25 protein-coding genes are annotated in these 24,539 nt (G+C 42.8%); 16 read left to right on the top strand and 9 right to left on the bottom strand.

Annotation, left to right across the window (positions count from 1 at the left end):
* Positions 1-45 precede the first annotated feature (45 nt).
* The 3 genes from FTV13_RS04060 to FTV13_RS04050 all read right to left on the bottom strand — a co-directional run bounded on the left by FTV13_RS04060 (position 46) and on the right by FTV13_RS04050 (position 2,234).
* Positions 46-774 (bottom strand): hypothetical protein, encoded by a 729-nt coding sequence (locus tag FTV13_RS04060; RefSeq protein ID WP_180011111.1) that lies wholly within the window; start codon positions 772-774, stop codon positions 46-48.
* Between the two features lie 119 nt (positions 775-893).
* Positions 894-1,397 carry a GNAT family N-acetyltransferase gene (locus FTV13_RS04055; RefSeq protein WP_180011109.1) on the bottom strand — a complete coding sequence of 168 codons (504 nt, stop codon included), beginning with the start codon at positions 1,395-1,397 and terminating at the stop codon, positions 894-896.
* 96 nt (positions 1,398-1,493) lie between these two features.
* Entirely contained in the window at positions 1,494-2,234 is a 741-nt protein-coding gene (locus FTV13_RS04050; RefSeq protein ID WP_180011107.1) for an outer membrane protein OmpK, read from the bottom strand.
* Between the two features lie 576 nt (positions 2,235-2,810).
* On the opposite strand from FTV13_RS04050, the gene FTV13_RS04045 reads away from it, so the two are divergent.
* From FTV13_RS04045 to dsbD, 4 genes are all read left to right on the top strand, one after another.
* Positions 2,811-3,179 carry an HPF/RaiA family ribosome-associated protein gene (locus FTV13_RS04045; RefSeq protein WP_005232722.1) on the top strand — a complete coding sequence of 123 codons (369 nt, stop codon included), beginning with the start codon at positions 2,811-2,813 and terminating at the stop codon, positions 3,177-3,179.
* A 128-nt stretch (positions 3,180-3,307) separates the two neighbouring features.
* Positions 3,308-3,850: an ankyrin repeat domain-containing protein gene (locus FTV13_RS04040; RefSeq protein WP_004781453.1), complete on the top strand. Its 543-nt coding sequence runs from the start codon at positions 3,308-3,310 to the stop codon at positions 3,848-3,850.
* A 24-nt stretch (positions 3,851-3,874) separates the two neighbouring features.
* Positions 3,875-4,642 carry a transporter gene (locus tag FTV13_RS04035; RefSeq protein ID WP_166137494.1) on the top strand — a complete coding sequence of 256 codons (768 nt, stop codon included), beginning with the start codon at positions 3,875-3,877 and terminating at the stop codon, positions 4,640-4,642.
* 17 nt (positions 4,643-4,659) lie between these two features.
* The gene (dsbD, locus tag FTV13_RS04030; protein WP_180011105.1) at positions 4,660-6,504 is read left to right on the top strand and encodes a protein-disulfide reductase DsbD; all 1,845 of its coding nucleotides are present in this window, start codon (positions 4,660-4,662) and stop codon (positions 6,502-6,504) included.
* 58 nt (positions 6,505-6,562) lie between these two features.
* On the opposite strand, the gene FTV13_RS04025 is transcribed toward dsbD, so the two are convergent.
* Positions 6,563-7,753, bottom strand: coding sequence for a GGDEF domain-containing protein (locus tag FTV13_RS04025; protein ID WP_180002584.1), 1,191 nt, complete (start codon positions 7,751-7,753; stop codon positions 6,563-6,565).
* Positions 7,754-8,017: 264 nt separating this feature from the next.
* Here FTV13_RS04025 and FTV13_RS04020 point away from each other — a divergent pair, with 264 nt between their 5' ends.
* Positions 8,018-8,587, top strand: coding sequence for an FMN-dependent NADH-azoreductase (locus FTV13_RS04020; protein WP_159124195.1), 570 nt, complete (start codon positions 8,018-8,020; stop codon positions 8,585-8,587).
* Between the two features lie 72 nt (positions 8,588-8,659).
* Here FTV13_RS04020 and FTV13_RS04015 read toward each other — a convergent pair whose 3' ends face one another.
* Positions 8,660-9,571 (bottom strand): alpha/beta hydrolase, encoded by a 912-nt coding sequence (locus tag FTV13_RS04015; protein ID WP_180011103.1) that lies wholly within the window; start codon positions 9,569-9,571, stop codon positions 8,660-8,662.
* A gap of 155 nt (positions 9,572-9,726) precedes the next feature.
* Here FTV13_RS04015 and FTV13_RS04010 point away from each other — a divergent pair, with 155 nt between their 5' ends.
* On the top strand, positions 9,727-10,164 hold the full coding sequence (locus FTV13_RS04010) for a DUF2147 domain-containing protein (RefSeq protein ID WP_004781465.1): 438 nt from the start codon (positions 9,727-9,729) through the stop codon (positions 10,162-10,164).
* 86 nt (positions 10,165-10,250) lie between these two features.
* Here the strand turns inward: FTV13_RS04010 and FTV13_RS04005 are convergent, their stop codons facing one another.
* Both FTV13_RS04005 and FTV13_RS04000 read right to left on the bottom strand, forming a co-directional pair.
* Positions 10,251-10,601 carry a Spx/MgsR family RNA polymerase-binding regulatory protein gene (locus FTV13_RS04005; protein ID WP_180011101.1) on the bottom strand — a complete coding sequence of 117 codons (351 nt, stop codon included), beginning with the start codon at positions 10,599-10,601 and terminating at the stop codon, positions 10,251-10,253.
* 469 nt (positions 10,602-11,070) lie between these two features.
* On the bottom strand, positions 11,071-11,889 hold the full coding sequence (locus tag FTV13_RS04000) for an exodeoxyribonuclease III (protein ID WP_159124217.1): 819 nt from the start codon (positions 11,887-11,889) through the stop codon (positions 11,071-11,073).
* Positions 11,890-11,930: 41 nt separating this feature from the next.
* Between FTV13_RS04000 and pyrE the strand changes: the two genes are divergently transcribed.
* Positions 11,931-12,581, top strand: a complete 651-nt coding sequence (gene pyrE / locus FTV13_RS03995) for an orotate phosphoribosyltransferase (protein ID WP_180002587.1) — start codon at positions 11,931-11,933, stop codon at positions 12,579-12,581.
* A gap of 427 nt (positions 12,582-13,008) precedes the next feature.
* The gene (locus FTV13_RS03990; protein ID WP_180002588.1) at positions 13,009-13,320 is read left to right on the top strand and encodes a hypothetical protein; all 312 of its coding nucleotides are present in this window, start codon (positions 13,009-13,011) and stop codon (positions 13,318-13,320) included.
* A gap of 141 nt (positions 13,321-13,461) precedes the next feature.
* Here the strand turns inward: FTV13_RS03990 and FTV13_RS03985 are convergent, their stop codons facing one another.
* On the bottom strand, positions 13,462-13,656 hold the full coding sequence (locus tag FTV13_RS03985) for a DUF3565 domain-containing protein (RefSeq protein ID WP_004781474.1): 195 nt from the start codon (positions 13,654-13,656) through the stop codon (positions 13,462-13,464).
* Between the two features lie 130 nt (positions 13,657-13,786).
* Between FTV13_RS03985 and gshB the strand changes: the two genes are divergently transcribed.
* Positions 13,787-14,734, top strand: coding sequence for a glutathione synthase (gshB, locus tag FTV13_RS03980; RefSeq protein WP_180002589.1), 948 nt, complete (start codon positions 13,787-13,789; stop codon positions 14,732-14,734).
* 39 nt (positions 14,735-14,773) lie between these two features.
* On the opposite strand, the gene FTV13_RS03975 is transcribed toward gshB, so the two are convergent.
* Complete coding sequence (locus FTV13_RS03975) at positions 14,774-15,976, bottom strand: CynX/NimT family MFS transporter (protein ID WP_180002590.1); 1,203 nt, start codon at positions 15,974-15,976, stop codon at positions 14,774-14,776.
* A 408-nt stretch (positions 15,977-16,384) separates the two neighbouring features.
* Between FTV13_RS03975 and murG the strand changes: the two genes are divergently transcribed.
* From murG to lpxC, 7 genes are all read left to right on the top strand, one after another.
* The gene (gene murG / locus FTV13_RS03970) at positions 16,385-17,482 is read left to right on the top strand and encodes an undecaprenyldiphospho-muramoylpentapeptide beta-N-acetylglucosaminyltransferase (protein ID WP_159123787.1); all 1,098 of its coding nucleotides are present in this window, start codon (positions 16,385-16,387) and stop codon (positions 17,480-17,482) included.
* 12 nt (positions 17,483-17,494) lie between these two features.
* Entirely contained in the window at positions 17,495-18,943 is a 1,449-nt protein-coding gene (gene murC / locus FTV13_RS03965; RefSeq protein ID WP_005232692.1) for a UDP-N-acetylmuramate--L-alanine ligase, read from the top strand.
* 53 nt (positions 18,944-18,996) lie between these two features.
* Complete coding sequence (locus tag FTV13_RS03960) at positions 18,997-19,926, top strand: D-alanine--D-alanine ligase (protein WP_166137467.1); 930 nt, start codon at positions 18,997-18,999, stop codon at positions 19,924-19,926.
* A gap of 3 nt (positions 19,927-19,929) precedes the next feature.
* The gene (locus FTV13_RS03955) at positions 19,930-20,784 is read left to right on the top strand and encodes a cell division protein FtsQ/DivIB (RefSeq protein WP_159123789.1); all 855 of its coding nucleotides are present in this window, start codon (positions 19,930-19,932) and stop codon (positions 20,782-20,784) included.
* A 71-nt stretch (positions 20,785-20,855) separates the two neighbouring features.
* Positions 20,856-22,118, top strand: coding sequence for a cell division protein FtsA (gene ftsA, locus FTV13_RS03950; protein WP_159123790.1), 1,263 nt, complete (start codon positions 20,856-20,858; stop codon positions 22,116-22,118).
* Positions 22,119-22,277: 159 nt separating this feature from the next.
* A complete protein-coding gene (gene ftsZ, locus FTV13_RS03945) occupies positions 22,278-23,465 on the top strand; it encodes a cell division protein FtsZ (RefSeq protein ID WP_179991920.1) in 1,188 nt (395 codons plus the stop codon).
* Positions 23,466-23,591: 126 nt separating this feature from the next.
* The gene (lpxC, locus tag FTV13_RS03940; protein WP_180011099.1) at positions 23,592-24,494 is read left to right on the top strand and encodes a UDP-3-O-acyl-N-acetylglucosamine deacetylase; all 903 of its coding nucleotides are present in this window, start codon (positions 23,592-23,594) and stop codon (positions 24,492-24,494) included.
* The last annotated feature ends 45 nt before the right edge of the window (positions 24,495-24,539 follow it).

Raw genomic sequence — 24,539 nt, 5'->3', positions numbered from 1 at the left:
TGCATTTAAAAAGTCCGCAATCGCGGGCTTTTTTAACAACTCAATTTAGGACTCAACTTTTAAATAGTGTCCATCTGCATAGACATTATGTCCAAAGCCACAACCTGAACTGCCACTGTCCTGTTTTAAAATTACCTGCTGCCCCTGTTTAGGATCAAAAGCAAAATTGAGATTAATTTTGCAGTCATCTGATCGATAGGTCGTTTGGGTTTTATTAACAGGCATTGTGGTTTCAAATTCACCTATATTTGGACCATAAATCATGCTATTTAGTCCCATATAGAGGCCATTAAAATGAATCTGATAAGAATTTTTAATCCGTTTGACTTGAATGGTATTCCAGTGACCGAAGCCAGCATGCTGTATATAGATGCCAGCCAAGTTTTGAGTTTTTTGCGGGGAAGGAAGCTGTTTTAAATTAAATTGACTGCTTTTGGCTTGAGGAAAGACTGAGAACCAGGCCCGTGCCCATTGTGGTTTTCCTGATTTAAAATAGCTTAACCCGACATTATTAAAAGCAGTGGCAATGGCACTCTCGGAAAAAGATACACCGCTATTTTCACTATGCATTGCACAAAAGGCAGACCAGGAAGCTTGCTGTTGAAATTGTCCTAGCGCATTTTGATACTGTTTCTGATCATAAAATTTTCTTCCCGAGTTGGCATAGCTTTTCACCTTGGCACATTCGGATCGGAGTTCAGTTTCAAAGTTTGAATTGGCGAAACTAAAACTACTCAGGGAGAGAATACTGATAAAGATAAGCCATTTATTCATAATTTTACTCAACTGACATTATTCTGGTTTTAATAGAAAATTTTATCTATCAGTAATTTTTCTAACAGATTATTGATCCAATTAGATTAAGTTTTACATAAAAAATAAAATATTTTGGTTTAATTCAGGTTGAGTTGCATCAATACCAGATCACGCCATTGTCCAAATTTCTGTCCAACTTCCGGCATATAACCGGTTTGTTTAAAGCCTAATTTCTCATGTAAGGCAATTGATGCCTGATTTTCATGGTCAATGGCACCAACCATAACATGGATAGCATTTTGCCGCGCATGTTCAATCAGCTTGAGCATCAAGGCTTTGCCCAGACCTTGCCCTATAAAATCTGCATGAATAAAGACAGAATGTTCAACAGTGTGTTTAAAACCCTGAATGGGTCGAAATGTAGAATAATCCGCATAACCTGCAATTTGCTTGGACGCTGAATGCTCAGCCACCAATAAAGGAAATTGCTGAGCATTTAATTCATTCAGCATGTTCTGAAAATCCTGAATTGTCTTTGGCGTGCTATTCCAGGTTGAGGTTCCGTATAAGATTTCAGCATTGTAGATCGGGAGTAGATGTTCCAGATCTTGAATTTGAGCAGGACGAATAACAAAGCTCATAAGCAGATGCCAAAAAGAAAGAGAATATCTAACCATAACCTGAATTTAGGCAATAAAAAAGCAGAACCAAGGTTCTGCTTTATTCATTCTAAAAACTTAGAAGTGGTATTTCACCAATGCGCTGACATTATGTTCGTCTAAACCTTTGATTGCATATTTATTGTTCCAAACTGAATGCTCAATACCGAAGTATAATTTGGTTTCAGGTGAAATATGTTTACCTGCATTCCATTTGTATTGAGAAGTCCAGTTTAATTCACTTGCATGACCATTTTTCTCAGCTGTTGACCAATCCAGGAAAGCATCTGCCAGGAACTCTTCACCACCAATTTTAAATGGAACGGCATAAGTAATGGTCATCTGATAGTCATCTTCTGACCCTTTATCATTATCAGCTTTATAGAAGTTGATATTTGCATAGCTGGTATAAGGAACATCTAGAGCAAATCCAATACCATATAGGTAATTATTGAAGTCAAGACTGCCGCTATTTCCTTCCCAAGTAGTCGCAATAAGTACGTCTTTAATTGGACCAAGCTCAAGCTTTTGACCAGTGACAGCACCTAAACTTAAACGTGGTGAAACTTCAAAGTAAGTTTCATTACCACTAATATCATTATTAGTACGGTCAGCAAAGGCGAAGAAATCACCATATTTTAAACCAGCTGCATATTCAGCTGTAATAGTGGATTGTTCTAAATCATCAACCATACCTACAGGATGTGCATAATTTTCGCCATATAGGCCTGTCAAACTAAAATCCTGCCAAACTGCTGCCTGAGTGAAAGCTGCTGTTGAAGCCAATGCACAAAGTGCCGCGATTTGTGTAAATTTCATTTAAATATCTCCCCCGAGAAAGCAGCTTAAGGATACAGATTAATAAGTAAAAATAAAGTCAAAATTGATCGCTGACGGAAATATTTCATCGTCTTGAGCTGATGATAATTTGAGATATTGGGAGAAGAAGGTTTATAGGATAATTGAAGCGAGTTAAGTTTTTATATTTAAATTAATTTTAAGAATAGAGAATCAATTTTGAAGCTGAGTCAAGTAAAGACATAGATCTTCTATGAACAGGGCAAAGACTGATTTAATTTTGGAAAGGTCATGTGAATAGTATTTCGATCGTTCCAAATCTGGAAGGTCAATCACGATCCGGTAAGCAGTTGTCACGATCGGTTGTTCTTTTGCTAAAAAAATCAAAATATCACTTGCATATTTTCAACAGAGGACCGATATTCGAAGTATAGGAACACGGTTCTGCAGACTCAAAAATGTGTTCATCATTCAATCTGGAGGGTTTTATCCAAAGCGATTTGAAGATGTGAAATGCAATATAAAACAGCAAGCTATACACGTGCCAAGATAAAAATTCTGCACTAAAAAGTTAAAATGATTTGAGGATGGTATTTTATGAACATTGAACTCCGTACCGATAAAAACATTCGCAATAGTGATCGTCTAATTACTTACGTTCGTACCGAATTAAATCAGGAATTCCAGCGCCACAGTGAGCGTATTACCCATTTCTCAGTGCATCTTAGCGATGAAAATGCCGCCAAAGGAGGCGATGACGATATTCGCTGCATGATCGAAGCACGTCCTGCCGGCTTGAAGCCAATTGTTGTGAACCATCATGGTCATAATGTTGATACTGCCATTCATGGTGCCATTGACCGTTTAAAACGCAGTCTGGAACATGTGATTGAGAAAAAAGATAACGTACGTAGCACTCCGCTAAAACTTGCGGAAGAAGATACAGGTACAGATCTAGAACAATAAATAATTCGCAGATGAAAAAGGCCCTACGGGGCTTTTTTCAATTTTAGATAAAATAAACGAATGAGAACAAAACAAATCCCGCTTTATTCGGCATAATAGTGAAAAACGAATTTAAAGTGAGCTCCATCATGTTAACTGCGCAACAACAGCTTTTTGTGCAAGCACTCGAAGAACTCAATCTGGGTCAGGTCAAACAGCTTTTGGCAGATGGACTTAACCCGAATTTTATTGATCTGGAAAAAGGCCCAGTTATTTCCATCTGGTCAGATGGCCTGTTCAAATGGTGGGAAGAAGTGTGTGAAGCTTATGAAGCGGGCAGTCCCTTAACTGCTGAAGAAAAACAGCAACGTCTGGATGTACATTTACAGATTCTGGAAGCGCTGATCCAGGCTAAAGTCAATTTGCATCTTTGGGATGCTGAAGAAGTTTATGGCCCGCTTTGGGATGCGGCCAGTGCAGCCTGTGTACCTGCAGTGCAGCGCCTATTAGAAGAAAAAGTCAATCCGAACAGCAAGGATGAAGAAGGATTAACCATTCTGTCATCGATTAGTGATTTATTCTTTGATTGTGATTTTGATGAAATTAACTGGGCAGAAGCACTGGAAGAAGAAAAACAAACCCTAGAATTATTGCGTAGTCATGGCGCAAAAATGACCAAGGAATTACATTAAATTTTAAGAAAGAGCTCCAACAAGATGAAGACAACTTTAAGAATATTGGGTTTGATGGCACTGACGGGTGTCAGTGCACAGCTTTGTGCTGCAGTTGAATTTGACCGACCAGGTGAAGGTTTGGGTACCAGTACCGTACCAGTGGGTCAGTTAGCTTGGGAACAGGGTTTACCGAGTTTCTCTTATAGCGAAGCGACTGTGGATGGAAGCAAGCTGAAACAAACCACTTTAAATGCCGACGTCTTGTTGCGTACCGGTTTGACTGATGATCTGGAATTACGTTTAGGCTGGGCTGGTCCGGCCTGGTCACAAACCAAGTTCAATGGTCAGACTGAAGAGGATGATGGTTTAGGCGATGTCAGTATTGGCCTGAAAAAAGCCATTGATCTGGATGATGAAAAACTCAGTATGGCGCTGATGGCTGAAGCTATTATTGCCACAGGTAATGCTAATTTTAGTAATGAAGAAGATATTTATAGCCTGAGCTCAGCAGTTGCTTATCAATATAATGATTTGGTGAATACTGCACTGACCATGCGTTATGAATGGCAGGATAGCAACTGGGCAATTACTGCGATTCCAGCTTTAGGCTATCAGATTACTGAGCGCTGGTCAGGTTATTCGGAACTGATTTATCGTAAAGCCGAAAGTCAGAATAATGAATATGCACTAGGGACTGGCGTCATGTATGCATTGAATGATCAGGTACAACTTGATGCCAGTGTTGGGGTAGATCTGGAAGGTCAGAATAAAGGTTACTTCTCAGGCTTGGGCGTATCATTCCTATTCTAAGCTGCTCTTATTCCGATATGACCAAAGCACTACAGTTTAAGATCGGGAGAAAAGTTTTTTCTCCAGTCTTATTGGGCACAGTGTTGCTTAGTAATATTGCTCAGGCAGAAGCGCCTTTGCTTTCGCCTGAGCAGGCTTTTCCTCTGAGTATCAGTTCAGTCACTCAGCAACAGGCTGAACTTAGCTGGGAAATTCCGCAAAACTATTATCTTTATCAGCATAAGGTAGAGGTAAAGCAGGGAAGTCAGCCGATGACCTTGCAATTACCACCCGCTGAAGATCTATATGATGAAAACTATGGTCATACCCAGGTTTATTATCAGCAATTAAAAGTTCAGATTCCGACACAGGCGGGTCAAACTTATCAGGTCAGCTGGCAAGGCTGTGCCAAAGACCGGCTTTGTTATCCTCCTCAAACCATTGAATTTAAGACTGACTTATCCGGTCTGGTGCAATATGAATCTACTGGCTCGGGTAATAAAAGGTTACTGGATCTAAGCAGCTCTTCCTCGCAACACAACCGGATTATGGCAAATTCTGCTGATGATTTAGAATCAGGAAATACAGATAGTAAAATCGTTGAAGTCATTTCTACCCGATCCAGCAGCGACTCGGCACAAGACCAGCAATGGTCTGCACGTCTGGCTGAAAGTTCACTGGCTTACGGATTACTGTTGTTTTTTGGCTTGGGCATTTTGCTGGCATTTACGCCATGCTCTTTGCCGATGCTGCCAATTCTGACTTCACTGATTGTTCGTGATAGCAAAGGCATCAAGGCCTGGATAATTGCCCTAAGCTTTGTAAGCAGTATGGCCGCAGTCTATGCTGTACTGGGCTTGATCGCGTCTTCAGCCGGACTCAACTTTCAACGCTGGTTACAGCAACCTGCCACTTTGATGGCATTTAGTGCGCTATTTGTGGTGTTTGCTCTTAACCTGTTTGGCCTGTTTGAAATTAAAATGCCACAGCGTCTGACGCAGCGTCTGGACCGGGTTCAGGCGATGCAGCAAGGGGGTACCTTGGTCAGCGCTGCGGTTATGGGATCTGTTTCTGCCTTGCTGGTTGGTCCCTGTATGACGGCACCATTAGCCGGTGCATTATTATTTATTTCCCAGACCCAGAACCAATGGCAAGGCGCAGTGCTCCTATTTACTTTAGGCTTCGGTATGGGCACTCCGTTGCTGCTGGCCAGTATTATGGGGGCACGCATCCTGCCCCGAGCCGGGCACTGGATGAATCAGGTAAAAGTACTCTTTGCTTTCATCATGCTGGCTTTGGCCTTGTATTTTATTCGTCCGCTGATTTCAGAAGCTGCATTGCAGTGGCTGTCGCTAGGTTTGGGTTTAAGCTTTGTTGCCTATGTTCTGGCACGATTATTCTGGAAAAATACCGGACTGCGCTGGCTCTATCTCATCTGTTTGGCCATTGCAGTGCCTTATATTACATATAGTCAGTATCAGCATAGTCAGCGTTTTTTTGTTGAAACTGCCCAACAACAGGCGAGTTGGCATATAGCAAAAACAGCCACTGAATTTGAACAGTTACTGGCTACAGTACCGAAAGGGCAGAAGGTCATTGTGGATGTCTATGCTGATTGGTGTGTGGCTTGTCAGCCGATTGAACATAAAGTATTAAAGGCAGCTGCTGTCCAGCAGGCCTTAGCCCCTTATTTTCTGATCAAGCTCGATCTTAGTCAATATGATACTACGCATCAGGCTTTACTTAACCGATGGGAAATTCTGGGACCACCGACCTATTTATTTCTCGACACTCAGCAGCAGGAGATTCGCAGCTTACGTTTGACAGGTGCATTTAGTGAAGCAGAATTATTGGCACAGCTACAGCGTTTAGAGCAGCTCTAACATTCACTTTAAAGCTTTTCTGGTGCATGCTTTAAAGTGAATAAGGCCAATGAAAATATCAGGCTGGTTGAACTTTTAGAGGTTCCAGATAAGATTTCACCTGATTCCGTCCACCGGCTTTAGCCTGATAAAGGGCCTGATCGGCCTGACTCAGGAGTTGCTGTGGGCGTAATTCTGGTTTTGAAATAGCAATGCCAAAGCTGGCAGTCACCGGGATCAATTGTCCTTCATCACTAAAAATCTGTAGTTGCTGGATCGCGCTTCGGCAACGCTCTGCAACCTGCTGAGCTTTTTCCAGGCTGGAATTATTCAGGACCAGAATAAATTCCTCACCGCCGAACCGTCCCACCACATCACTCTCACGCAATTGCTGGTTCAGTACCGCACTGACTTGTACCAGTGTTTCATCGCCCTTGTGATGTCCATAGTAATCATTAATCTTTTTGAAATGATCCAGATCCAGCAGCACCAGGGCATAGTTAAAAGTTGCAGTACTATTTAGCTGGTCCAGACATTGATTGATACTGCGGCGATTAAATAGATTGGTCAGAGGATCAATCTGGCTGAGATGGTTAATTAGCTGTTCGCGATAGCGCCATTGACTGAGTAAAATTTCAAATAAAATCATGCAGACAGCAAGAATTGGTAAGATAAAATACAGCATTGATAACAGCCAGAAGCTATTATGGAAAAACTGATCCTGAATATTAAAGAGTGGCGAATAAGGCAGTTGCTGGTTAAAGCTTAGATAGGCACAAGTTACCAGAAACAGTGAGGCCGGAATCAGCATGCTATAGACCAGTCTCCGGTGAAACAGGACCAGACCTACCGTCATCAGGCAAACATAGGCAATTGTGGCTACCGGGCTGATCACGCCCACGATATACGCATCCCGACACAGGGAAACTACAAAGATACCCACTGCCAGATAGGGAAAATATCGTTCTATCAGTGCATTGCCCTGAAATTTATAACAGGGATAAATCAGAAGAACCAGCGCCAGTAAAAATAGGCCATTCATGTGAATCTCTGAACGAACGACATCAATATGGACATGCTGCCAGTATTGCGGATGTGACAGGACAAACAGGTCCCAGCTTAGCCAGCTGATATGTATGCCACAGCCAAGTGCCAGCATCAGGATACACTTTTTCAAAATCCCCCAGTTCATCACTACTTCATCTTCGATCAGATATTTCTTGAGTCGATGATTCTGGAATTTTTGTAATACTGCTGACATTCGCTTCATACAACAGGTCTGACCTTTATTGTTATTGCTAAGTTTTTAAAAGATGGAAAAATATTGCTTTAATTATTTACAGAAATATAACATAAAATTAATTCATTGATAATCAGTAATATTTATCAAAAATTAAAAAAAAGGAGAAAAATTAAGCTGAGAATTTATTGTTCTAAATACGCAATGAAGTGTTTTATTTAAACCCATTATTTCATTATTTAAAGTTTATTAAGCTATGTCCATTCCCGAACAATGAACGGACCAGATTAAGCAATGAAAATTTTACAGATTGATTCCAGTATTTTAGGTGATGCCTCTATTTCCCGTCAGTTGACTCAAGCTATTGTGGGACAGCTTCAACAGAAACATGGTGAGGCTGTTGAGCTTGAATATCTGGACTTGGCTGCACAGCCGATTCCACATTTAACTGCCGAAATTTTGATGGGTCAAAATCTTGAGCAGGCGGCTTTAGGAGAACAGATTTTACAGCAGTACTTACAGGCGGATATCGTGGTGGTTGGGGCCGCTATGTATAACTTCGGTCTACCTTCTACCTTAAAAGCCTGGATTGACCGCATTAGTGTGGCAGGGCGTACTTTTAAATATACAGAAAATGGCCCAGTGGGTCTGGCAGGTGAAAAGAAAGTCTATATTGCCAGTAGCCGCGGTGGTGTTTATGGCGAACAAAGCCCAGTCGATTTCCAGGAAGCTTTCCTGAAAACTGTATTTAACTTTACTGGCGTAACTGATGTGCACGTAATTCGCGCTGAAGGCGTCAATATGGGTGATGTAGCGAAACAGCAGGCAATTGAAACTGCGATGGCGCAGGTAAGCCAGATCTAAAATTCGATAGAAAATGAATGAACAAAAAAAGGTCAGCAATCGCTGACCTTTTTTATGGCTTCTTTTAAATTTCTAGTCTTGATCCAGATGATGAGCAAATTCTGAAAGATCCGCTAGCGCTTGTCGAGCCTCTTCAAACCAGGCACTAAACATCTGAAAGTTATGCCACATCCCGGTATATATCTTGAATTCAACCTCGACACCAGCCTGTTCCGCTTTTTCCTTGAAGCGTGTGGCATCATCCAGCAGAATTTCTTTAGATCCCACCTGTATATGCATCGGTGGCAAACCACTGAGATCGGCAAAAAATGGGGAAATTTCCGGATCGCCACGATCCATTGTACTCGGTACATAATACTGAATCCCGGTTTTCAGGGTTTCAATCGACAGTAGGGCATCATGTTTCTGATTATAGCGTAGTGATTCACTGGTCAGGGTCAGATCAAGGAAAGGGGAAAGTAGAATCAGTCCACTCACCTGTGGCAGGCCTTCCTGCTGTAATTTGAGTGCCAACGCCAACGCCAGATTAGCGCCACACGAATCTCCGGACAGAACAATGTCCTTAGCCTGAATGCCCTGATCTAATAACAGGTTATAGACATCAAACACAGCTTCCAAAGGTTCAGGATAAGCAGATTCAGGAGCCAGAGGATAATCAATATGCAGTACCTGCATCTGGGTGCGAGCGGCAATCTGGGTCATAAAGGCACGATGGGTATTTAAGGAACCGAGATAAAAAGCACCACCATGAATATGGAAAATCAGCTGGCTGGATTCCTGCTGTGGTTTGATTTCCTCGGCATGTACACCTGCCAGCCGGAGCGAACGGATTTGTACGGACTTATCTTGCGGAAAAATCTTGCACATCTGCTCCAGTGCGACCCGTAAGGAGCTTGGAGGAAGATTGAACCGACTAGGCGCGCGGATGGTCGCTTTTAAAAGACTTTCTGTAATTAATTGTTTCGTCACGGGGCTCATCTTCATCTTCTTTCCATCTTTTTCTGCTTTTATTGATTATGTAGATTATTTACCAACAATATTTACAAGGTTACACTAAATAGTCACAGGTAAAAATTGCAAAAATGTTGTGACTTTTTAATACTACATCGGTCTATCTCAGACTAGGGAAATGAAGAAAAATGAAAAAAATTACGCTAATGTTAGGACTACTCGGCTTATCTGCGCTGGCCAATGCTGCAGATCCTTTAAATGGTACCGTTTGGAAAACGATTGACGACGAAACCAAACAACCAAAGGCTATAGTAAAATTTACTGAGCAAAAAAATGGGACATTATCTGCAAGCATCCAATCGGTATTAACACCGGGTGAAGAAAATGCTTGTACAAAATGTGAAGGTCCGTATCACAATAAATCGCTGAAAGGTTTAACGATTGTGAAAGGCCTGAAAAATACAGGCGGAACCAGCTATGACAGTGGTTCGATCCTAGATCCAAAATCTGGTAAAACTTATAAGCTGAAAGGCAACCTGACAGATGGTGGCAAGAAGCTTGAGCTGCGCGGTTATATCGGCGTGTCTGCTTTAGGTCGTAACCAAACCTGGATTCGTGCCAAATAATAGATCATGACCGTTCTCTAAAAACTACCATAAAAAAGCCTGACAGAAGTCAGGCTTTTTTTATTCTTCCAGCTCATCTGGGATGATTAGTCTTTTAGCTTTTGATAAGCGGCTTCGTCAAAACCAGCGATAAAACCAGTTGCAGTCTGTAATACCGGACGTTTGATCAGGCTGGTATGAGTAGTTAAGGCGGTAATCAGATTATCTTCACTGGCAAGCGCATTTTCCTGTTCTTCTGCAGTGAGTTTACGCCAGGTAGTACCTTTCTTGTTCAGTACCACATCTTGGCCTAAAGCATCTAGCCAGGTTTTAACAGTATCCGCGTCAATTCCCTGTTTTTTATAATCATGAAATTCGTAAGCCAATCCCAGTTCATCAAGTAAATCAAAAGCTTTTTTCATCGAATTGCAGTTTTTAATGCCATAAATCTTGAGCATGCTCGCTGTATCCCAAACAGTTTATTTATTGATGGCTTAGCTTAGCTGAATTTATGCCGATCGCCTATGTGCTTCCAAGAAGCTTGTTTTTAAGCAATATTTAAAAGACATGTCATTCGATTGACATCGTTTAAGAGCAGAATGGGTATTAAAAAGTAAATGGTAAAGTTTAAGAATAAGAAAAAAATGAAGGTACTGAAATGAGAAAACCCGCATCTAATCATCCTGATTATGCGGGTCTCAATACAACGTCCGTTGTCACATCCATGAAAAACAAGCTAAATCTGATAGTTTGTTTTATTTTCTTCCTACGGCGTCCTGTCCTTATAGTGTCATCCTGACATATCCCTGTGCCGTGTGAGTATCATGCGCTGTTAGGGTCTGAAGATAAACCTGAAAATACGTCATGTAGTGTAGGTAATAAACCTTAATTGAGTGAACGAATGTTCACTCAATCTTTCGGTCAGTTTTAGATTTTATAGTCAATAATCACGGGTGCATGGTCACTAAACCATTCATCTTTATAGACCCAGGCATTTACAGTACGGTCTTTCCAGTCCGGTGAGCAGGCCTGATAGTCAATCCGCCAGCCCACGTTCTTGGCGCGGGCTTGACCACGATTCGACCACCAGGAATATAGCTCGGCTTCTTTACGGACTTCGCGGAACGTATCGACATAACCCAGTTCATCATAGATATGATCCAACCATGCACGTTCATGCGGCAAGCAGCCCGATGCTTTCTGGTTACCGGACCAGTTTTTAATATCGATACGTTTATGCACGATATTGTAATCACCACAGACAATGATGGATTTGTCTTCATCGCGCCATTGTTTCAGGATCTTTTTATACTCTTCCAGAAAGTGATCTTTACGTGCCTGCGCTTCATCGCCCGAAGAACCTGAAGGTAAATACAGCGAACAGATATGCGCTGTTTTTTCCAGACCCAAGTCAAATTCTGCCGAGATAAAGCGACCTTGAGAATCGGCCAGTTCAAAACCCAAACCATCGGTAATGGAAACAAATGGCAGACGGCTGTAAATCGCTGTACCCGCGTAACCTGGACGCTCGGCAGGGAACAGGTGGGTATACCAGCCTTCAGGCTTAAATTTATCAGTCCACTGCGCATGGGTAATCCGGCTTTCCTGCATGCAGATCACATCGGCATCAGACTGTTCGATCCACTCTAGCAAGCCCTTGCTGACAGAGGAACGTAAACCGTTGACATTAATTGAAACGACACGAAGAATTTTTTGATCACCTGGATAGCTACTCTTTGGTATCATGCGCAAGTCTTACCCTTAATTAATGGATTTAGGAGCACCTCATGTCAACGCCAGCTCAGTTTAACCCGCAAGCTTTTATCGAACTCGCATTATCACGTGGTGTGCTTAAATTTGGTGAGTTTACTTTAAAATCAGGACGTGTGAGTCCTTATTTTTTTAATGCTGGCTTGCTCAATGATGGTGAAGCCTTGTCACTACTGGCTTCTGGCTATGCTGCAAAATTAACTGAATGTGACAATGTTGAAGTGATTTTTGGACCAGCATACAAAGGCATTCCTTTTGTAGCAGCTACAGCAGTGGCACTATCGCAAAATCATGGCGTCAGCGTGCCATGGGGCTTTAACCGTAAAGAAGCCAAAGATCACGGTGAAGGTGGTGTGCTGGTCGGTGCTTCAGTGGAAGGGAAAAAAGTCTGGATCATTGATGATGTGATTACAGCCGGTACTGCGATTCGTGAAGTGGTCACTATCCTGAAAAGTGCCGGTGCGCAAATTGCTGGTGTACTGGTTGCTCTTGACCGTCAGGAAAAAGGCCAAGGTGAATTATCTGCTATTCAGGAAGTACAAAAAGAGCTGGAAATTCCAGTACATGCACTGATTACTATGAAAGATTTAATGAATTACCTAGATGCAAAAGGCGATAGCGAAGCATTGGCGAAAATGGAAGCTTATCGTGTGAAATACGGAATCTAAAATCCAATTCACCACATGAAGATGTATAAGCCCTAGTAATCTAGGGCTTTACTTTTTATGGGAAGAGAAGTTCTGTTCAGGCGACTGTATTTAAAAGAAATATAAATAATAAGATAGAAATTTTGATCTAAATAAACCTTGAATTCGATAAATTATATTATCTTCTTCAAAATTAAATTCTATCTAAATATTCTTCTCAATATATAAATCTTGATCAAAATTATTTTATCTAAAAAGAACAATATTTTTAAAAGAAACTCATTAAAGAATGAATTACCCCCCCCATAAAGTCCCTTTACAAATAAAATGAATAAGGTAGTTATGGTCATTGTTTACAAATTGTAATCTGCCTATATTAAAATAAACATTACGTAATTAATTATAAGAATTTCATAATTTTAATTGATTTAAAATAAGAGTACTAGGAATGGATTACTGGAACAGTGTTTTATTTATATCGATTATAACGGTGGTAGGTTTAGCCATTATTGTCATGCTGGTGGGCTGCAAGATGTGGAAAAACCTGGTGGTGACTTTACTGATCTCGACAACGATTGGCTTTCTGATTATATGTACTATTAACTTTATCTTTGGGGAAAATCTGAATTTGCCCTGGATTCCTGATCAGAGCTGGCATCATAAGATCACTTTGGAAATTGCTCTGATGAGCTTACTGATTGGCGGGGTCAGTACCTTTATTATTATGCTGGGAACCATGATTTCGAAAAATAATCGTTAAATCATAAAATTAGATGTATTTAGTTGAAAGATAATGCATTTATAAGCAAGGTATTATTATTTTTATTCAGGTTTTAATCAATTTTCTAAACGAGATAAAATACTCAGGGTGAGTATATATACTGATTTGATTTAGAAGATATTAATCCTCGTGTATTTCACATTTTTTGCAGTCCAATAAGACGCCCAGTTTTTCTTTACGGCCTTGTTCGGTCATGACCCAAGGACGGTTTTGCCAAGGTGGATCATGCCGCACATGCTGACCATGACCACAGGCCAGTTCAGCGACCCAATGATTTTCTTCATCCAGATGAAAGCCGACAATTGCCTGCTGCATGATAAATGCTCTTGTTGATTAAAGTATTTAAGCATTTATACAAAATTAGTCATGCAAAATCACCATAAACAAAAGAAACTGCACAGGCTATACTCCTTGCTAATGTATTTTTAAGAAAGAGCACAGAGACATGCGCGTACTTGTTGTGATGGATCCCATCGAAAATGTAAACCTGAAAAAAGATTCAACCATGGCCATGTTATGGGCAGCTGCACGCCGTGGACATGAACTGGGTTATGCATTACAGCAAGATTTATATATCGACCAAGGTAAGGCCTTTGGTCTGATCTCGCCTTTGCAGGTATTTGAAGACTATAACCATTACTACGAACTGGGTGAAAAGAAAAAAGAATCGATTGCGGCTTATGATGTGGTGCTGATGCGTAAAGATCCGCCATTCGACATGAACTTTGTCTATACCACTTATATTCTGGAACAGGCAGAACGTGAAGGAGCATGGATTATCAACAAACCGCAAAGCCTGCGTGACTGCAATGAAAAGCTGTTTGCTACTCAGTTCCCGCACCTGCAAGTTCCGACTTTGGTAACGTCGCAACAAAGCCTGCTCCGTGAATTTTTAAAAGAGCATGTTGATGTGATTGTAAAACCATTGGATGGTATGGGCGGCACCGGAATTTTCCGTCTCTATCAGGATGGTATCAATATTGGCTCAACCATTGAGATTCTGACCAACAATGGTAACCAGCCGATTATGGCACAGCGTTATATTCCTGAAATTGTAGAAGGGGATAAGCGTATCCTGATGATCAATGGCGAACCAGTACCGTATTGTCTGGCCCGTATTCCGCAAAATGGTGAAGTGCGTGGCAATCTGGCAGCAGGTGGTTTAGGTCAAGCACGTCCATTAACTGAGAATGATAGAGCCATTGCAGCGCAAGTGGGGCCTTATCTCAGAGAAAAAGGTTTGGTATTTGTCGGTCTGGATGTGATTGGCAATTATGTCACTGAAATTAACGTCACCAGTCCAACCTGTATCCGTGAAATTGATACTCAGTTTGGTACCTCCATTGCAGATGACCTGTTTGATGTACTGGAAGCCGGTCTGGGTCAAGCCTAAGCTTTCAATAATAAAAAAGAGCCTCGTCTGAGGCTCTTTTTATTGGCCATAATGCTTGAATAAAAGCAGGGTCATTAAGATTCCTAATATAGAGAGGCTGGCGGTAACTGCCGCGATATAAGCCCAATTCTGTGTAGTCGAAACCAGTGCTGCGCTCAAAGGCGGCACAAAAAATTGAGCACAGGCTGAAAGCTGTAAAACCAGACCCACACTGGCTGCTGCGGCATTGGCACGCGGGGCATGCTGCAAAGTAATGGCAAAAACAGTGGTCGGGATAATTCCACCAATCAGTGAAAACAGTACAGCACTTATAAACTGTAAGTCGAACATGAGCCATGAACTGGCTGCAAAAGCCAGAAAGCTGCTGCACAGCATGGCTGTAAATCCGGTACTGAATAGCGTCTTGGGTTTCCAGCCACGTTGTAACAACATACCTGCACCAAAAGTGCCGCCCAGATTGGCAAGTACCACGATTGAAACCAGAACGCCTGCAACTTTTAAATCAATACCATGTTCGACATACATGCTGGGCAGGAACCCGGTCACGGTAATCCACTGACTGGTATAACAGGCAAAAATAATAGCTAAACACAGAATGGGTGGATGGGTAAGGGTAACTTTGACAATCTGCCAGAATGAAGTATTTGACGGTACTGGTTGAGGAATTGTGTTAGATGCAAATGCCATTGAATCTATTCGCAGGTATCGTTTAATGATGCCTGCAATAATCAAGCATAGACTGCCGAGAATAGCCCAAATATTCTGCCAGTTCAGGTATTCGAGTAAAACAGGAATACTAAAAACAGCAAGACTGACACCGACACCCATATAGGAACTCCAGAGTCCCATTTTAAAATTCAGTGTTTCAGGCCGACTGATCCGTTTTAAAATTGCAGGCGCGCACAAGGAAATAGTTAAAAATCCAATCCCTTCGGTAAAGCGGAAGAAATATAAGGCTGTGGCATGCTGAATCCAAAGGCCAGCGATACTGCTCAGTCCTAAAATGATTAACGCCAAAATCATGCAGCGCTTTAAACCCACTTTTTCCGAAAAAGCACCAATACAAAGGGCGAATAGCATCCCGGCCCCTTGTACTAAAGATAGGGAAAACCCGGCTTGCGTAAAACTTAAGCCTAAATCCTGTTGCAGAATAGGAATAATAGCAGACAGTTTGCCGACATGCATGGCCGCCAGATAACCGGCTAAAATAATCCATAGATCACGAATTGATATTTTTGACATCTATAATGCTTGAATCCATTTAAGGAGTATGCAGATCAATTTGAAAAAAATTATATAGAGATAGGGATAACATAAAATTTTATTCAGATTTATATGATTTAGGCATAAGTTAATAGGATGAATTAAATGGAAAAATAGCAGTAATTAGTGAAAAATGTATAGATTTAGGAAATGACTATAAAAAGATTAAATGAAAAATATTTAAAAATTATGCTTATATTTCACTTAAGTCTAAGGAAAAATGCAGACCTTATAATAAAACTAGTTTAAACTTCAAATTAGTATGAAAAAAACAATGAAACGCTTGTTGAAATAAGGTAAATAAACTTTCAAGGGCAAGCGTTTGTGATTACAATTGATGACTTAAATTAGACCTCCTGTTTCATTTTTTAATTGAAGAATTAGACCGTGACCGACGCTCAGCAAAAACAGCCTAAACATGTCATGATGATGGCCGCAGGTACGGGTGGACATGTGTTTCCAGCGTTAGCCGTTGCAAAAGATCTACAACAACAAGGAATTGAAGTGTCCTGGTTGGCAACACCAGCGGGCATGGAAAACCGATTATTAAAAAACCATAATATTCCAATTTATCAAATCGATATTCAAGGTGTGCGTGGCAATGGTTTTGTGCGTAAAGTCTTGGCCCCGTTTAAAATTTTAAAAGCCACTCTTAGTGCTATGAAGCATATGAAACAGCTCAAAGTCGAAGCTGTTGCAGGCTTTGGCGGTTATGTGGCAGGACCGGGTGGTCTGGCAGCGCGGATCCTGGGTATTCCTGTAATTATTCACGAGCAAAATGCAGTCGCGGGTTTTACCAATACCCAGTTGTCACGGGTCGCTAAAACGGTATGTCAGGCTTTTCCTGATACTTTCCCGGCACAAGATAAAGTAGTAACCACCGGTAATCCGGTACGTAAAGAAATTACAGAAATTTTAAATCCGTCCTGGCGTTATCAGGAGCGGGAAAAAGCTGGCCAGCCGCTACGAATTCTGATTGTTGGTGGTTCACTTGGGGCACAAGCCTTAAATGAACGTGTGCCGGAAGCCTTGAAACAGTTGAATGTGCCGTTAAATGTCTATCATCAGTGTGGTCAAAATCATGCTGAAGCAACGCGCGCACGTTATGCAGACAAACCCGCCTCCTTGCAGGTTGAAGTTCAGCCGTTTATTGAAGATATGGCCCAAGCTTATAGCGACGCCGATCTGGTCATTTGCCGTGCCGGTGCACTGACAGTTACTGAAATTGCAACTGCTGGTGTAGCTGCGATTTTTGTACCGCTACCAAGTGCGGTTGATGATCACCAAACTGCGAATGCCAAATTCCTGGCCAATCAGCAGGCAGCCAAAATCTGCCCGCAGGCTACTTTGACGCCAGACAGTTTAAAAACCTTATTAGAGCCGATGCTTGACCGTCAGGTATTGATGGAAATGGCGATCAAAGCACGCCGTCAGGCTCAACCCGATGCGACCCAGCATGTGGTCCGTTTAATTCAAGAATTGTAATCCGAGTAAATTATGTCTCCAGTAACCCCAGCAGACCAAGCAAAGAAATTAATTAAAGTCCCGGAAATGCGCCGGATCAAGCATATCCATTTTGTAGGGATTGGTGGTGCAGGGATGTGCGGGATCGCGGAAGTACTGAAAAACCAGGGGTATAAAGTTTCTGGTTCAGACATCAAGGCCTCTAAAACTACGGCTCAATTAGAAGAAAATGGTATCAAGGTCTATATCGGCCATGCAGCCAGCAATATTAAGGGTGCCAATGTCATCGTGGTATCTACCGCGATTGATAAGGAAAATCCGGAAATCAAGGCGGCTCTTGAAACCCGTACACCGGTAGTCCGCCGTGCAGAAATGCTGGGTGAGCTGATGCGTTACCGTCACGGGATCGCGGTTGCAGGCACTCACGGTAAAACCACAACCACCAGCCTGATCACCTGTATGCTGGCAGAAGAAAATCTGGATCCAACTTATGTGATCGGCGGTTTGCTAAACCGTACCGGTGTGAATGCCGCTTTGGGTGCAAGTCGTTATATCGTGGCAGAAGCCGATGAATCAGATGCCTCATTCCTGTATCTAGAACCAATGGCTGCCGTGGTAACCAATATTGATGCTGACCATATGGATACTTATGGCGGTAGCTTCGATGTTTTAAAAGATACCTTTATCCAGTTTCTGCAAAAACTGCCATTCTATGGTTTAGCGGTTGTGTGTGGTGACGATGCCAATATCCGTGAAATCATGCCACGTATTGGTCGTCCATTACTGACTTATGGTTTTAATGAAGATAATGACATTCGTGCCGTCGATGTCGTACAGGAAGGTATGCGCAGCCACTTTACCGTATTACGTAAAGATCGTGAGCCGCTACGCGTGACTGTGAATCAGCCGGGTCTGCACAATGTACTCAATGCCTTGGCTGCAATTGGGATTGCAACGGATGAAGGCGTATCCGATGCAGCTATTTGCCGTGCACTGGAAGGCTTCAGTGGTGTAGGTCGTCGCTTCCAGGTACAAGGTCAATTCGAACTTGAAGGCGGCGATGTGAAACTGGTCGATGACTATGGTCACCATCCAAAAGAAGTAGAAGCCACTATTAAAGCGGCTCGTGCCAGCCATCCAGATCGCCGTCTGGTGATGATGTTCCAGCCGCACCGTTTCAGCCGTACCCGTGACTGTTTTGATGACTTCGTAGAAGTGCTTTCACAAGTTGATCAGCTGCTCTTACTTGAAGTGTATCCGGCAGGGGAAAAGCCAATTGTAGGTGCAGATAGCCGCGCATTGGCACGTAGTATCCGTTTACGTGGGGAAGTTGAACCAATCCTGATTGATCCGGTTGAGGGGAACCTGAGCCAGGTGATGAAAAAGGTATTACAAGCAAATGACTTGTTATTAACCCAAGGCGCAGGTAATGTTGGAGCAATCTCAATCGAACTTGCTCAAAATCATTTATATGTAAAGTAAAATAGTCATGTTATGACTGATTGAACAGATTCAAAAAGTTTAAGGATATAAACGTGTCAAATGCTTCAAAATTCGGAAAAGTTGCCGTATTGCTGGGTGGTAAATCTGCAGAGCGTGAGGTTTCGCTAGATAGTGGAACCGCCGTACTTGAGGCATTAATGCGTTCTGGGGTCAATGCAGAAGCGTTTGATCCACAAGAGCGTAGTGTTACCGAGCTGGTAAATTATGATCGTGCGTTTGTGGTATTGCATGGTCGTGGCGGTGAAGACGGTCAGATTCAGGGTGCGCTGGAATGGTTGAATATTCCATATACCGGTACAGGCGTACAGGGTTCTGCCATTGGTATGGATAAAGTCAAAACCAAACAGGTTTGGCAGGGTTCAGAATTACCTACTGCGCCATATCGTATCGTGACCAAGAACTCGAATGCGCAAGAAATTGTATCTGCTCTAGATTTGCCGCTGATCATTAAGCCTGTACACGAAGGTTCGAGTATTGGCATGAGTAAAGTTGAAAAAGTAGAAGACTTTGCCGATGCGATTGCCAAAGCCACTGAACATGATGCCGTGGTTATGGCAGAGAAATGGATCACAGGCCGTGAATTTACCATTGTAATTCTGAATGGTCAGGCCCTACCTGTCATTCGTCTGCAACCGCCAGAAGATGTGGCTTTCTATGACTATGAAGCTAAATATCAGCGTAATGATGTGGAATATGGCATTCCATGTGGCTTAAGCGAGTCTGAAGAGAAAGAATTGCAAGCCTTGGCTCTACGTGCCTTCCAGGCAGTGGGTGCAAGTGGCTGGGGCCGTATTGATGCAATGCAGGATGAACAGGGTAATTTCTGGTTGCTGGAAGTGAATACAGTTCCGGGGATGACCAGTCATTCTCTGGTACCAAAAGCGGCAGCAGCCGTCGGCTATAGTTTTGATGCGCTCTGTGTAGCGATTCTGGAACAAACATTAAACGGTGCGGCACACTAAGTTATGGCTCAACTCCCAGCAACCATGCGCCGTAAACGTGCTGCGATTACCTCAATTCACGACAAGCCGCCGACACGCAAAGAGAAACTAACCAACCTGGGTGGTTGGGCCTTGTTGTGTGTCGCGCTGGTGGTGCTGGCTTTTGGGATTTTTGGCCTATACAAGGTGATGACGGATGCTCAGGTAGCAGAGCTGAAAGTGGCAGGAACGCGTACAGCAGCTGAAGAGCGTCAGGTCATGCAGTACGTTTCACCGATTGTGACTGAAAACTATTTTACTTCGGACCTGGAATCGATTCGTGACCGCGCACTGGAATTGTCTTGGGTGGATCGTGTCGTAGTGTCTCGTGCCTGGCCAGACAAGATTCATGTCCGGGTAATGCCGCATCATGCTATTGCCCGATGGGGTACAGGACGACTGCTGAGTGATAGTGGCATTATTTTCACTGAAGTCAGCCCTAAAGATTATTCAGCTTTACCGTTGCTGCATGGACCATCTACTCATGCAAATACCATGATGCGACGTTATAATGAAATCAACCAGTTATTTTTACCACAAGGTATTCGTTTAAAAGAATTATATTTAACTGAACGAATGACGTGGTTTATGCAGTTTGATTCAGGTTTGCGTGTGATTGTCGATAAAGACCAAACCATGAGCAAGTTGCAACGTTTGAGTCATCTGTCCTATAGCGAACTAAAACCGGTATGGTCGAAAATTTCAGCGATCGACCTGCGTTATCGCAATGGATTGGCGATTCAATGGAAAAATTCAATTCCGCCTAAAATTGTAAATGGTCAATTTATTGTAACCATTAATGACACGGGCGTTGAGAATAATGTAACAGTAAAGCCATAATGACCGGCTTTAAAAACTAGAGGCCTTATAAAGCCATAAATCTAACAAACACGTAATGGTAGTAGTTAATAATGAGTGAAGCTGTTCCCTCGGTTGTGGCGATTGACATTGGGACACACAAAGTTTCAGTTTTGATTGGTAAGGTACACGCGCCAGACAATATCCAAGTGATTGGGATGGCGACCGCTCGTAACCGAGGCATGAATAAAGGAAAAATTGTCAGTCTCGATAAAGTCATTACCGCCATTAAAAACGCCGTACAAGAAGCGGAAGATATGGCTGAATGTCGTGTGCATTCTGCGTGGATTTCGATCCCAAGTGCTGAATTAAAAAGCTTTTATGCCTCGGGTCGTACCACCATTGATAATAGTGAACATTCAATTACGACCAGTGAAGTGGTACGGGCACTTGAGCTGGCCAAAGCCAGTCATGTCACCTCAGATCATTATCTGGTCAGTGCGGTGCCTTTAGGCTTCGAGCTGGATGATGCACCGGAATGGGTACTCAACCCGATCCGTATGTCGGCACATAGCATGACCGGGCATTATCACTTGATGATGTTACCGATCAGCACCATGCAGAATATTGACCGCGCTTTAAAAGGGGCCAATATCGGTGTGGAGAAAATGGTGGTGTCCTGTCTAGCTACTGCTGAAGCCAGCCTGCTGAAAGATGAAAAAGAATATGGCGTGTGTCTGGTAGATATCGGTGCGGGAACCACCAATATTGCTGTTTATTTGGATGGCCGTTTGGCGTTAACCCATACTATTCAGCGTGGCGGTGAACATGTGACCCGTGATATTGCAGCAGTTTTACAGACCACGACAGAAGAAGCAGAACGTCTGAAATTGCTCTATGGCTGTGTTGACCTAAAAGTGGTTAAACCAGAGCATATGATTCAGTTCCAGGGCATTGATGGACCACAAACCATTAGCCGGATTGAACTGACTGAAATTATCATGGCGCGTTATGAAGAAATCATGGGTCTGGTGCGTGATGAACTGGTGAACCATGGCGCGATGCAGGGACTGTATCATGGTGTGGTGCTGACTGGTGATGCCAGTCAGATTGAAGGTATGGTCAGCTTTGTACGCCGTACCTTGGGTGTATCTGCACATCTGGGCAATCCGCCGGTACAGGTCTATGCAGATGAACAGCACCAGGCGGCTTTACGTCGTTCCCAGTACGCAACAGTGGCTGGTTTGCTGATGTTTAGCCAGAGTGATACCCAGGAAACCCTCGTTGAGACCGAAGACGGGGACAAGTTATCAGTAACACAGCGCATTAAACGGGCATGGTCAGGTTTTAACGAAACGTTAAAAGCGATCTTTTAAGCGATTTTTATTGTGAATATTGTTGGGAAGTTGTAGTTAATCGGGCTTGTACTTGACAAGTGCTTGCTTGAGCAGCATTCTTAAAAACAATTTTTATCAAGATTAAGGCAGTATACGGGCTTAGTGACTGCCAATTATGAATTAGGAATTTTATAGGTCATGGCCTCATTTGAATTTTTCGAAGAAGATCATAGCGATAGCAATGGTCAAGCCCGTTTCACTGTATTTGGTGTAGGTGGTGCGGGTGGTAATGCTGTACAGCATATGTTGCAGTCCGATATCCAGGGCGTAAAGTTCGTCTGTGCCAATACAGACAAACAGGCACTGGATCGCATGGAAGCCGAATTTAAAATTCAGCTGGGTGAGCAAAGTACACGTGGTCTGGGTGCTGGAGCAAATCCACAGGTCGGTCAAGCGGCAGCAGAAGAAAGCCGTGAACTGATCCGCCAGCAGCTTGAAGGTACCGATATGGTATTCGTTACTGCCGGTATGGGTGGTGGTACAGGTACTGGTGCTGCGCCAGTCGTTGCTGAAATTGCCAAAGAAATGGGTATCCTCACTGTTGGTGTCGTAACTACGCCATTCAACTTTGAAGGTAAACGCCGTCTGCAATCTGCTGAGAAGGGGATTGAAGCACTAGAACAGCATGTAGATTCTCTGATCATCATTCCAAACCAGCGTCTATTGAAAGTCTTCCGTGATATTTCAATGAAGGATGCGTATAAAAAAGCGGATGATGTACTGTTGAATGCGGTACGTAGTATCTTTGATCTGGTGGTACGTCCTGGTCACATTAACCTTGACTTCGCCGATCTGAAAACTGCAATGAGTACACGTGGTTATGCCATGATGGGTGTAGGCTTGGGTCGTGGTGAAAACCGTGCACGTCAGGCAGCAGAGCAGGCGATTCGCAGCCCATTACTGGATAACGTCACCATCATGAATGCCAAAGGTATTCTGATTAACGTGACTGGTGGTGATGACGTAACCTTCGGTGAAATCGAAGAAATTACTGATGTTGTAAACCAGATCGTGGATCTGGATGAAGGTCAGGTCTTCTACGGTACAGTATTTGATCCGGATGCACGTGATGAAATCAGTGTAACGGTGATTGCGACTGGTTTGACTCGCCATGCTGCAGATTCGGTTGAGCCGACTAAACGTGCGAATGTACAGGCAGTACGTCCATCATCATCACAGGCAGTAGTTGAAGATGATGATGTACCGGCAATTCAGCGCCAGCAAAATGAAGCAGGTGCAGCAGCTAATCCTGCCGCTTCAGTTTCTAGTCCGCGTCCAACGCCAATGAGCATCCAAGATTATCTTAAAAATCAACAGCGCAAATAATATGTAACAGCATGTGTTTACGATGATTGCACAGAAAAGGTGGCTTTAGAGCCACCTTTTGTTTTTTATCAATGGCCAAATATGCTAACGTATAGCGGTTTTATTGGTGAACAGATGATAAAAAGCATGTTGAAACAACGTACCCTGCAACGTATCGTGAAAGCGAGCGGAATCGGTCTTCATAGTGGGCAGAAGGTTATGATTAACTTTGTGCCACACCACGCCGATGGGGGCATTGTGTTTCGTCGTATTGATCTGGATCCACCTGTCGATATTCCTGCAGATGCCTTATTGATCCAGGAAGCCTTCATGTGTTCGAACCTGGTTCAGTCAAATGCCAAAGTGGGTACGATTGAGCATGTGATGAGCGCCATTGCAGGGTTAGGTATTGATAACCTGATTATTGAAGTGTCAGCTTCAGAAGTTCCCATTATGGATGGCAGTGCCGGACCTTTCATTTATCTGCTCATGCAGGGCGGCTTGCAAGAACTAGATGCACCAAAGAAATTTATTAAAATTATTAAACCTGTTGAAGCCCTGATCGATGACAAACGGGCGATTTTCAGCCCACATGACGGCTTTCAGCTAAATTTCACTATTGATTTTGATCATCCTGCCTTTAAAAAAGAACATCAATCTGCCAGCATCGATTTTTCTACAGAAACCTTTGTTTATGAAGTCAGTGAAGCGCGTACATTCGGCTTTATGAAAGACCTTGACTACTTGAAAGCCAATAATCTGGCTTTGGGTGCAAGCTTGGAAAATGCCATCGGTGTAGATGAAACCGGCGTAGTCAATGAAGAAGGTTTGCGTTTCTCGGATGAGTTTGTACGTCACAAAATTCTAGATGCAGTTGGTGATTTATACCTGCTAGGCCACCAGATTATTGCCAAATTTGATGGTTACAAATCAGGGCATGCTTTGAATAATCAACTATTGCGTAACGTGAAAAGTGACCCAAGCAGCTATGAAATTGTAACATTTGATGACGTAACTCAATGTCCAATTAATTATGTAACTGTGACATAAGTCCTTGTCTTTGTGTCTTTGTGTTATAACTTAGCTGCATCTAAT

The sequence above is a fragment of the Acinetobacter sp. YH12235 genome, from assembly GCF_013417705.1.
In the GTDB taxonomy this organism is placed as follows: Bacteria; Pseudomonadota; Gammaproteobacteria; order Pseudomonadales; family Moraxellaceae; genus Acinetobacter.
This window is presented reverse-complemented; position numbering and strand designations above follow the sequence as displayed.

What these genes read in the sequence shown, in the direction of transcription:
- FTV13_RS03975 (WP_180002590.1), bottom strand. Translation starts at nt 15,976, where the DNA reads ATGTCAAAAATATCAATTCGTGATCTATGGATTATTTTAGCCGGTTAT.
- FTV13_RS04000 (WP_159124217.1), bottom strand. Translation starts at nt 11,889, where the DNA reads ATGATACCAAAGAGTAGCTATCCAGGTGATCAAAAAATTCTTCGTGTC.
- ftsA (WP_159123790.1), top strand. Translation starts at nt 20,856, where the DNA reads ATGAGTGAAGCTGTTCCCTCGGTTGTGGCGATTGACATTGGGACACAC.
- FTV13_RS04055 (WP_180011109.1), bottom strand. Translation starts at nt 1,397, where the DNA reads ATGAGCTTTGTTATTCGTCCTGCTCAAATTCAAGATCTGGAACATCTA.
- FTV13_RS04050 (WP_180011107.1), bottom strand. Translation starts at nt 2,234, where the DNA reads ATGAAATTTACACAAATCGCGGCACTTTGTGCATTGGCTTCAACAGCA.
- dsbD (WP_180011105.1), top strand. Translation starts at nt 4,660, where the DNA reads ATGACCAAAGCACTACAGTTTAAGATCGGGAGAAAAGTTTTTTCTCCA.
- FTV13_RS03955 (WP_159123789.1), top strand. Translation starts at nt 19,930, where the DNA reads ATGGCTCAACTCCCAGCAACCATGCGCCGTAAACGTGCTGCGATTACC.
- lpxC (WP_180011099.1), top strand. Translation starts at nt 23,592, where the DNA reads ATGTTGAAACAACGTACCCTGCAACGTATCGTGAAAGCGAGCGGAATC.
- FTV13_RS04015 (WP_180011103.1), bottom strand. Translation starts at nt 9,571, where the DNA reads ATGAAGATGAGCCCCGTGACGAAACAATTAATTACAGAAAGTCTTTTA.
- FTV13_RS04060 (WP_180011111.1), bottom strand. Translation starts at nt 774, where the DNA reads ATGAATAAATGGCTTATCTTTATCAGTATTCTCTCCCTGAGTAGTTTT.
- FTV13_RS04005 (WP_180011101.1), bottom strand. Translation starts at nt 10,601, where the DNA reads ATGCTCAAGATTTATGGCATTAAAAACTGCAATTCGATGAAAAAAGCT.
- gshB (WP_180002589.1), top strand. Translation starts at nt 13,787, where the DNA reads ATGCGCGTACTTGTTGTGATGGATCCCATCGAAAATGTAAACCTGAAA.
- FTV13_RS03990 (WP_180002588.1), top strand. Translation starts at nt 13,009, where the DNA reads ATGGATTACTGGAACAGTGTTTTATTTATATCGATTATAACGGTGGTA.
- pyrE (WP_180002587.1), top strand. Translation starts at nt 11,931, where the DNA reads ATGTCAACGCCAGCTCAGTTTAACCCGCAAGCTTTTATCGAACTCGCA.
- FTV13_RS04035 (WP_166137494.1), top strand. Translation starts at nt 3,875, where the DNA reads ATGAAGACAACTTTAAGAATATTGGGTTTGATGGCACTGACGGGTGTC.
- murC (WP_005232692.1), top strand. Translation starts at nt 17,495, where the DNA reads ATGTCTCCAGTAACCCCAGCAGACCAAGCAAAGAAATTAATTAAAGTC.
- FTV13_RS04010 (WP_004781465.1), top strand. Translation starts at nt 9,727, where the DNA reads ATGAAAAAAATTACGCTAATGTTAGGACTACTCGGCTTATCTGCGCTG.
- FTV13_RS04040 (WP_004781453.1), top strand. Translation starts at nt 3,308, where the DNA reads ATGTTAACTGCGCAACAACAGCTTTTTGTGCAAGCACTCGAAGAACTC.
- ftsZ (WP_179991920.1), top strand. Translation starts at nt 22,278, where the DNA reads ATGGCCTCATTTGAATTTTTCGAAGAAGATCATAGCGATAGCAATGGT.
- FTV13_RS04025 (WP_180002584.1), bottom strand. Translation starts at nt 7,753, where the DNA reads ATGAAGCGAATGTCAGCAGTATTACAAAAATTCCAGAATCATCGACTC.
- FTV13_RS04020 (WP_159124195.1), top strand. Translation starts at nt 8,018, where the DNA reads ATGAAAATTTTACAGATTGATTCCAGTATTTTAGGTGATGCCTCTATT.
- FTV13_RS04045 (WP_005232722.1), top strand. Translation starts at nt 2,811, where the DNA reads ATGAACATTGAACTCCGTACCGATAAAAACATTCGCAATAGTGATCGT.
- FTV13_RS03985 (WP_004781474.1), bottom strand. Translation starts at nt 13,656, where the DNA reads ATGCAGCAGGCAATTGTCGGCTTTCATCTGGATGAAGAAAATCATTGG.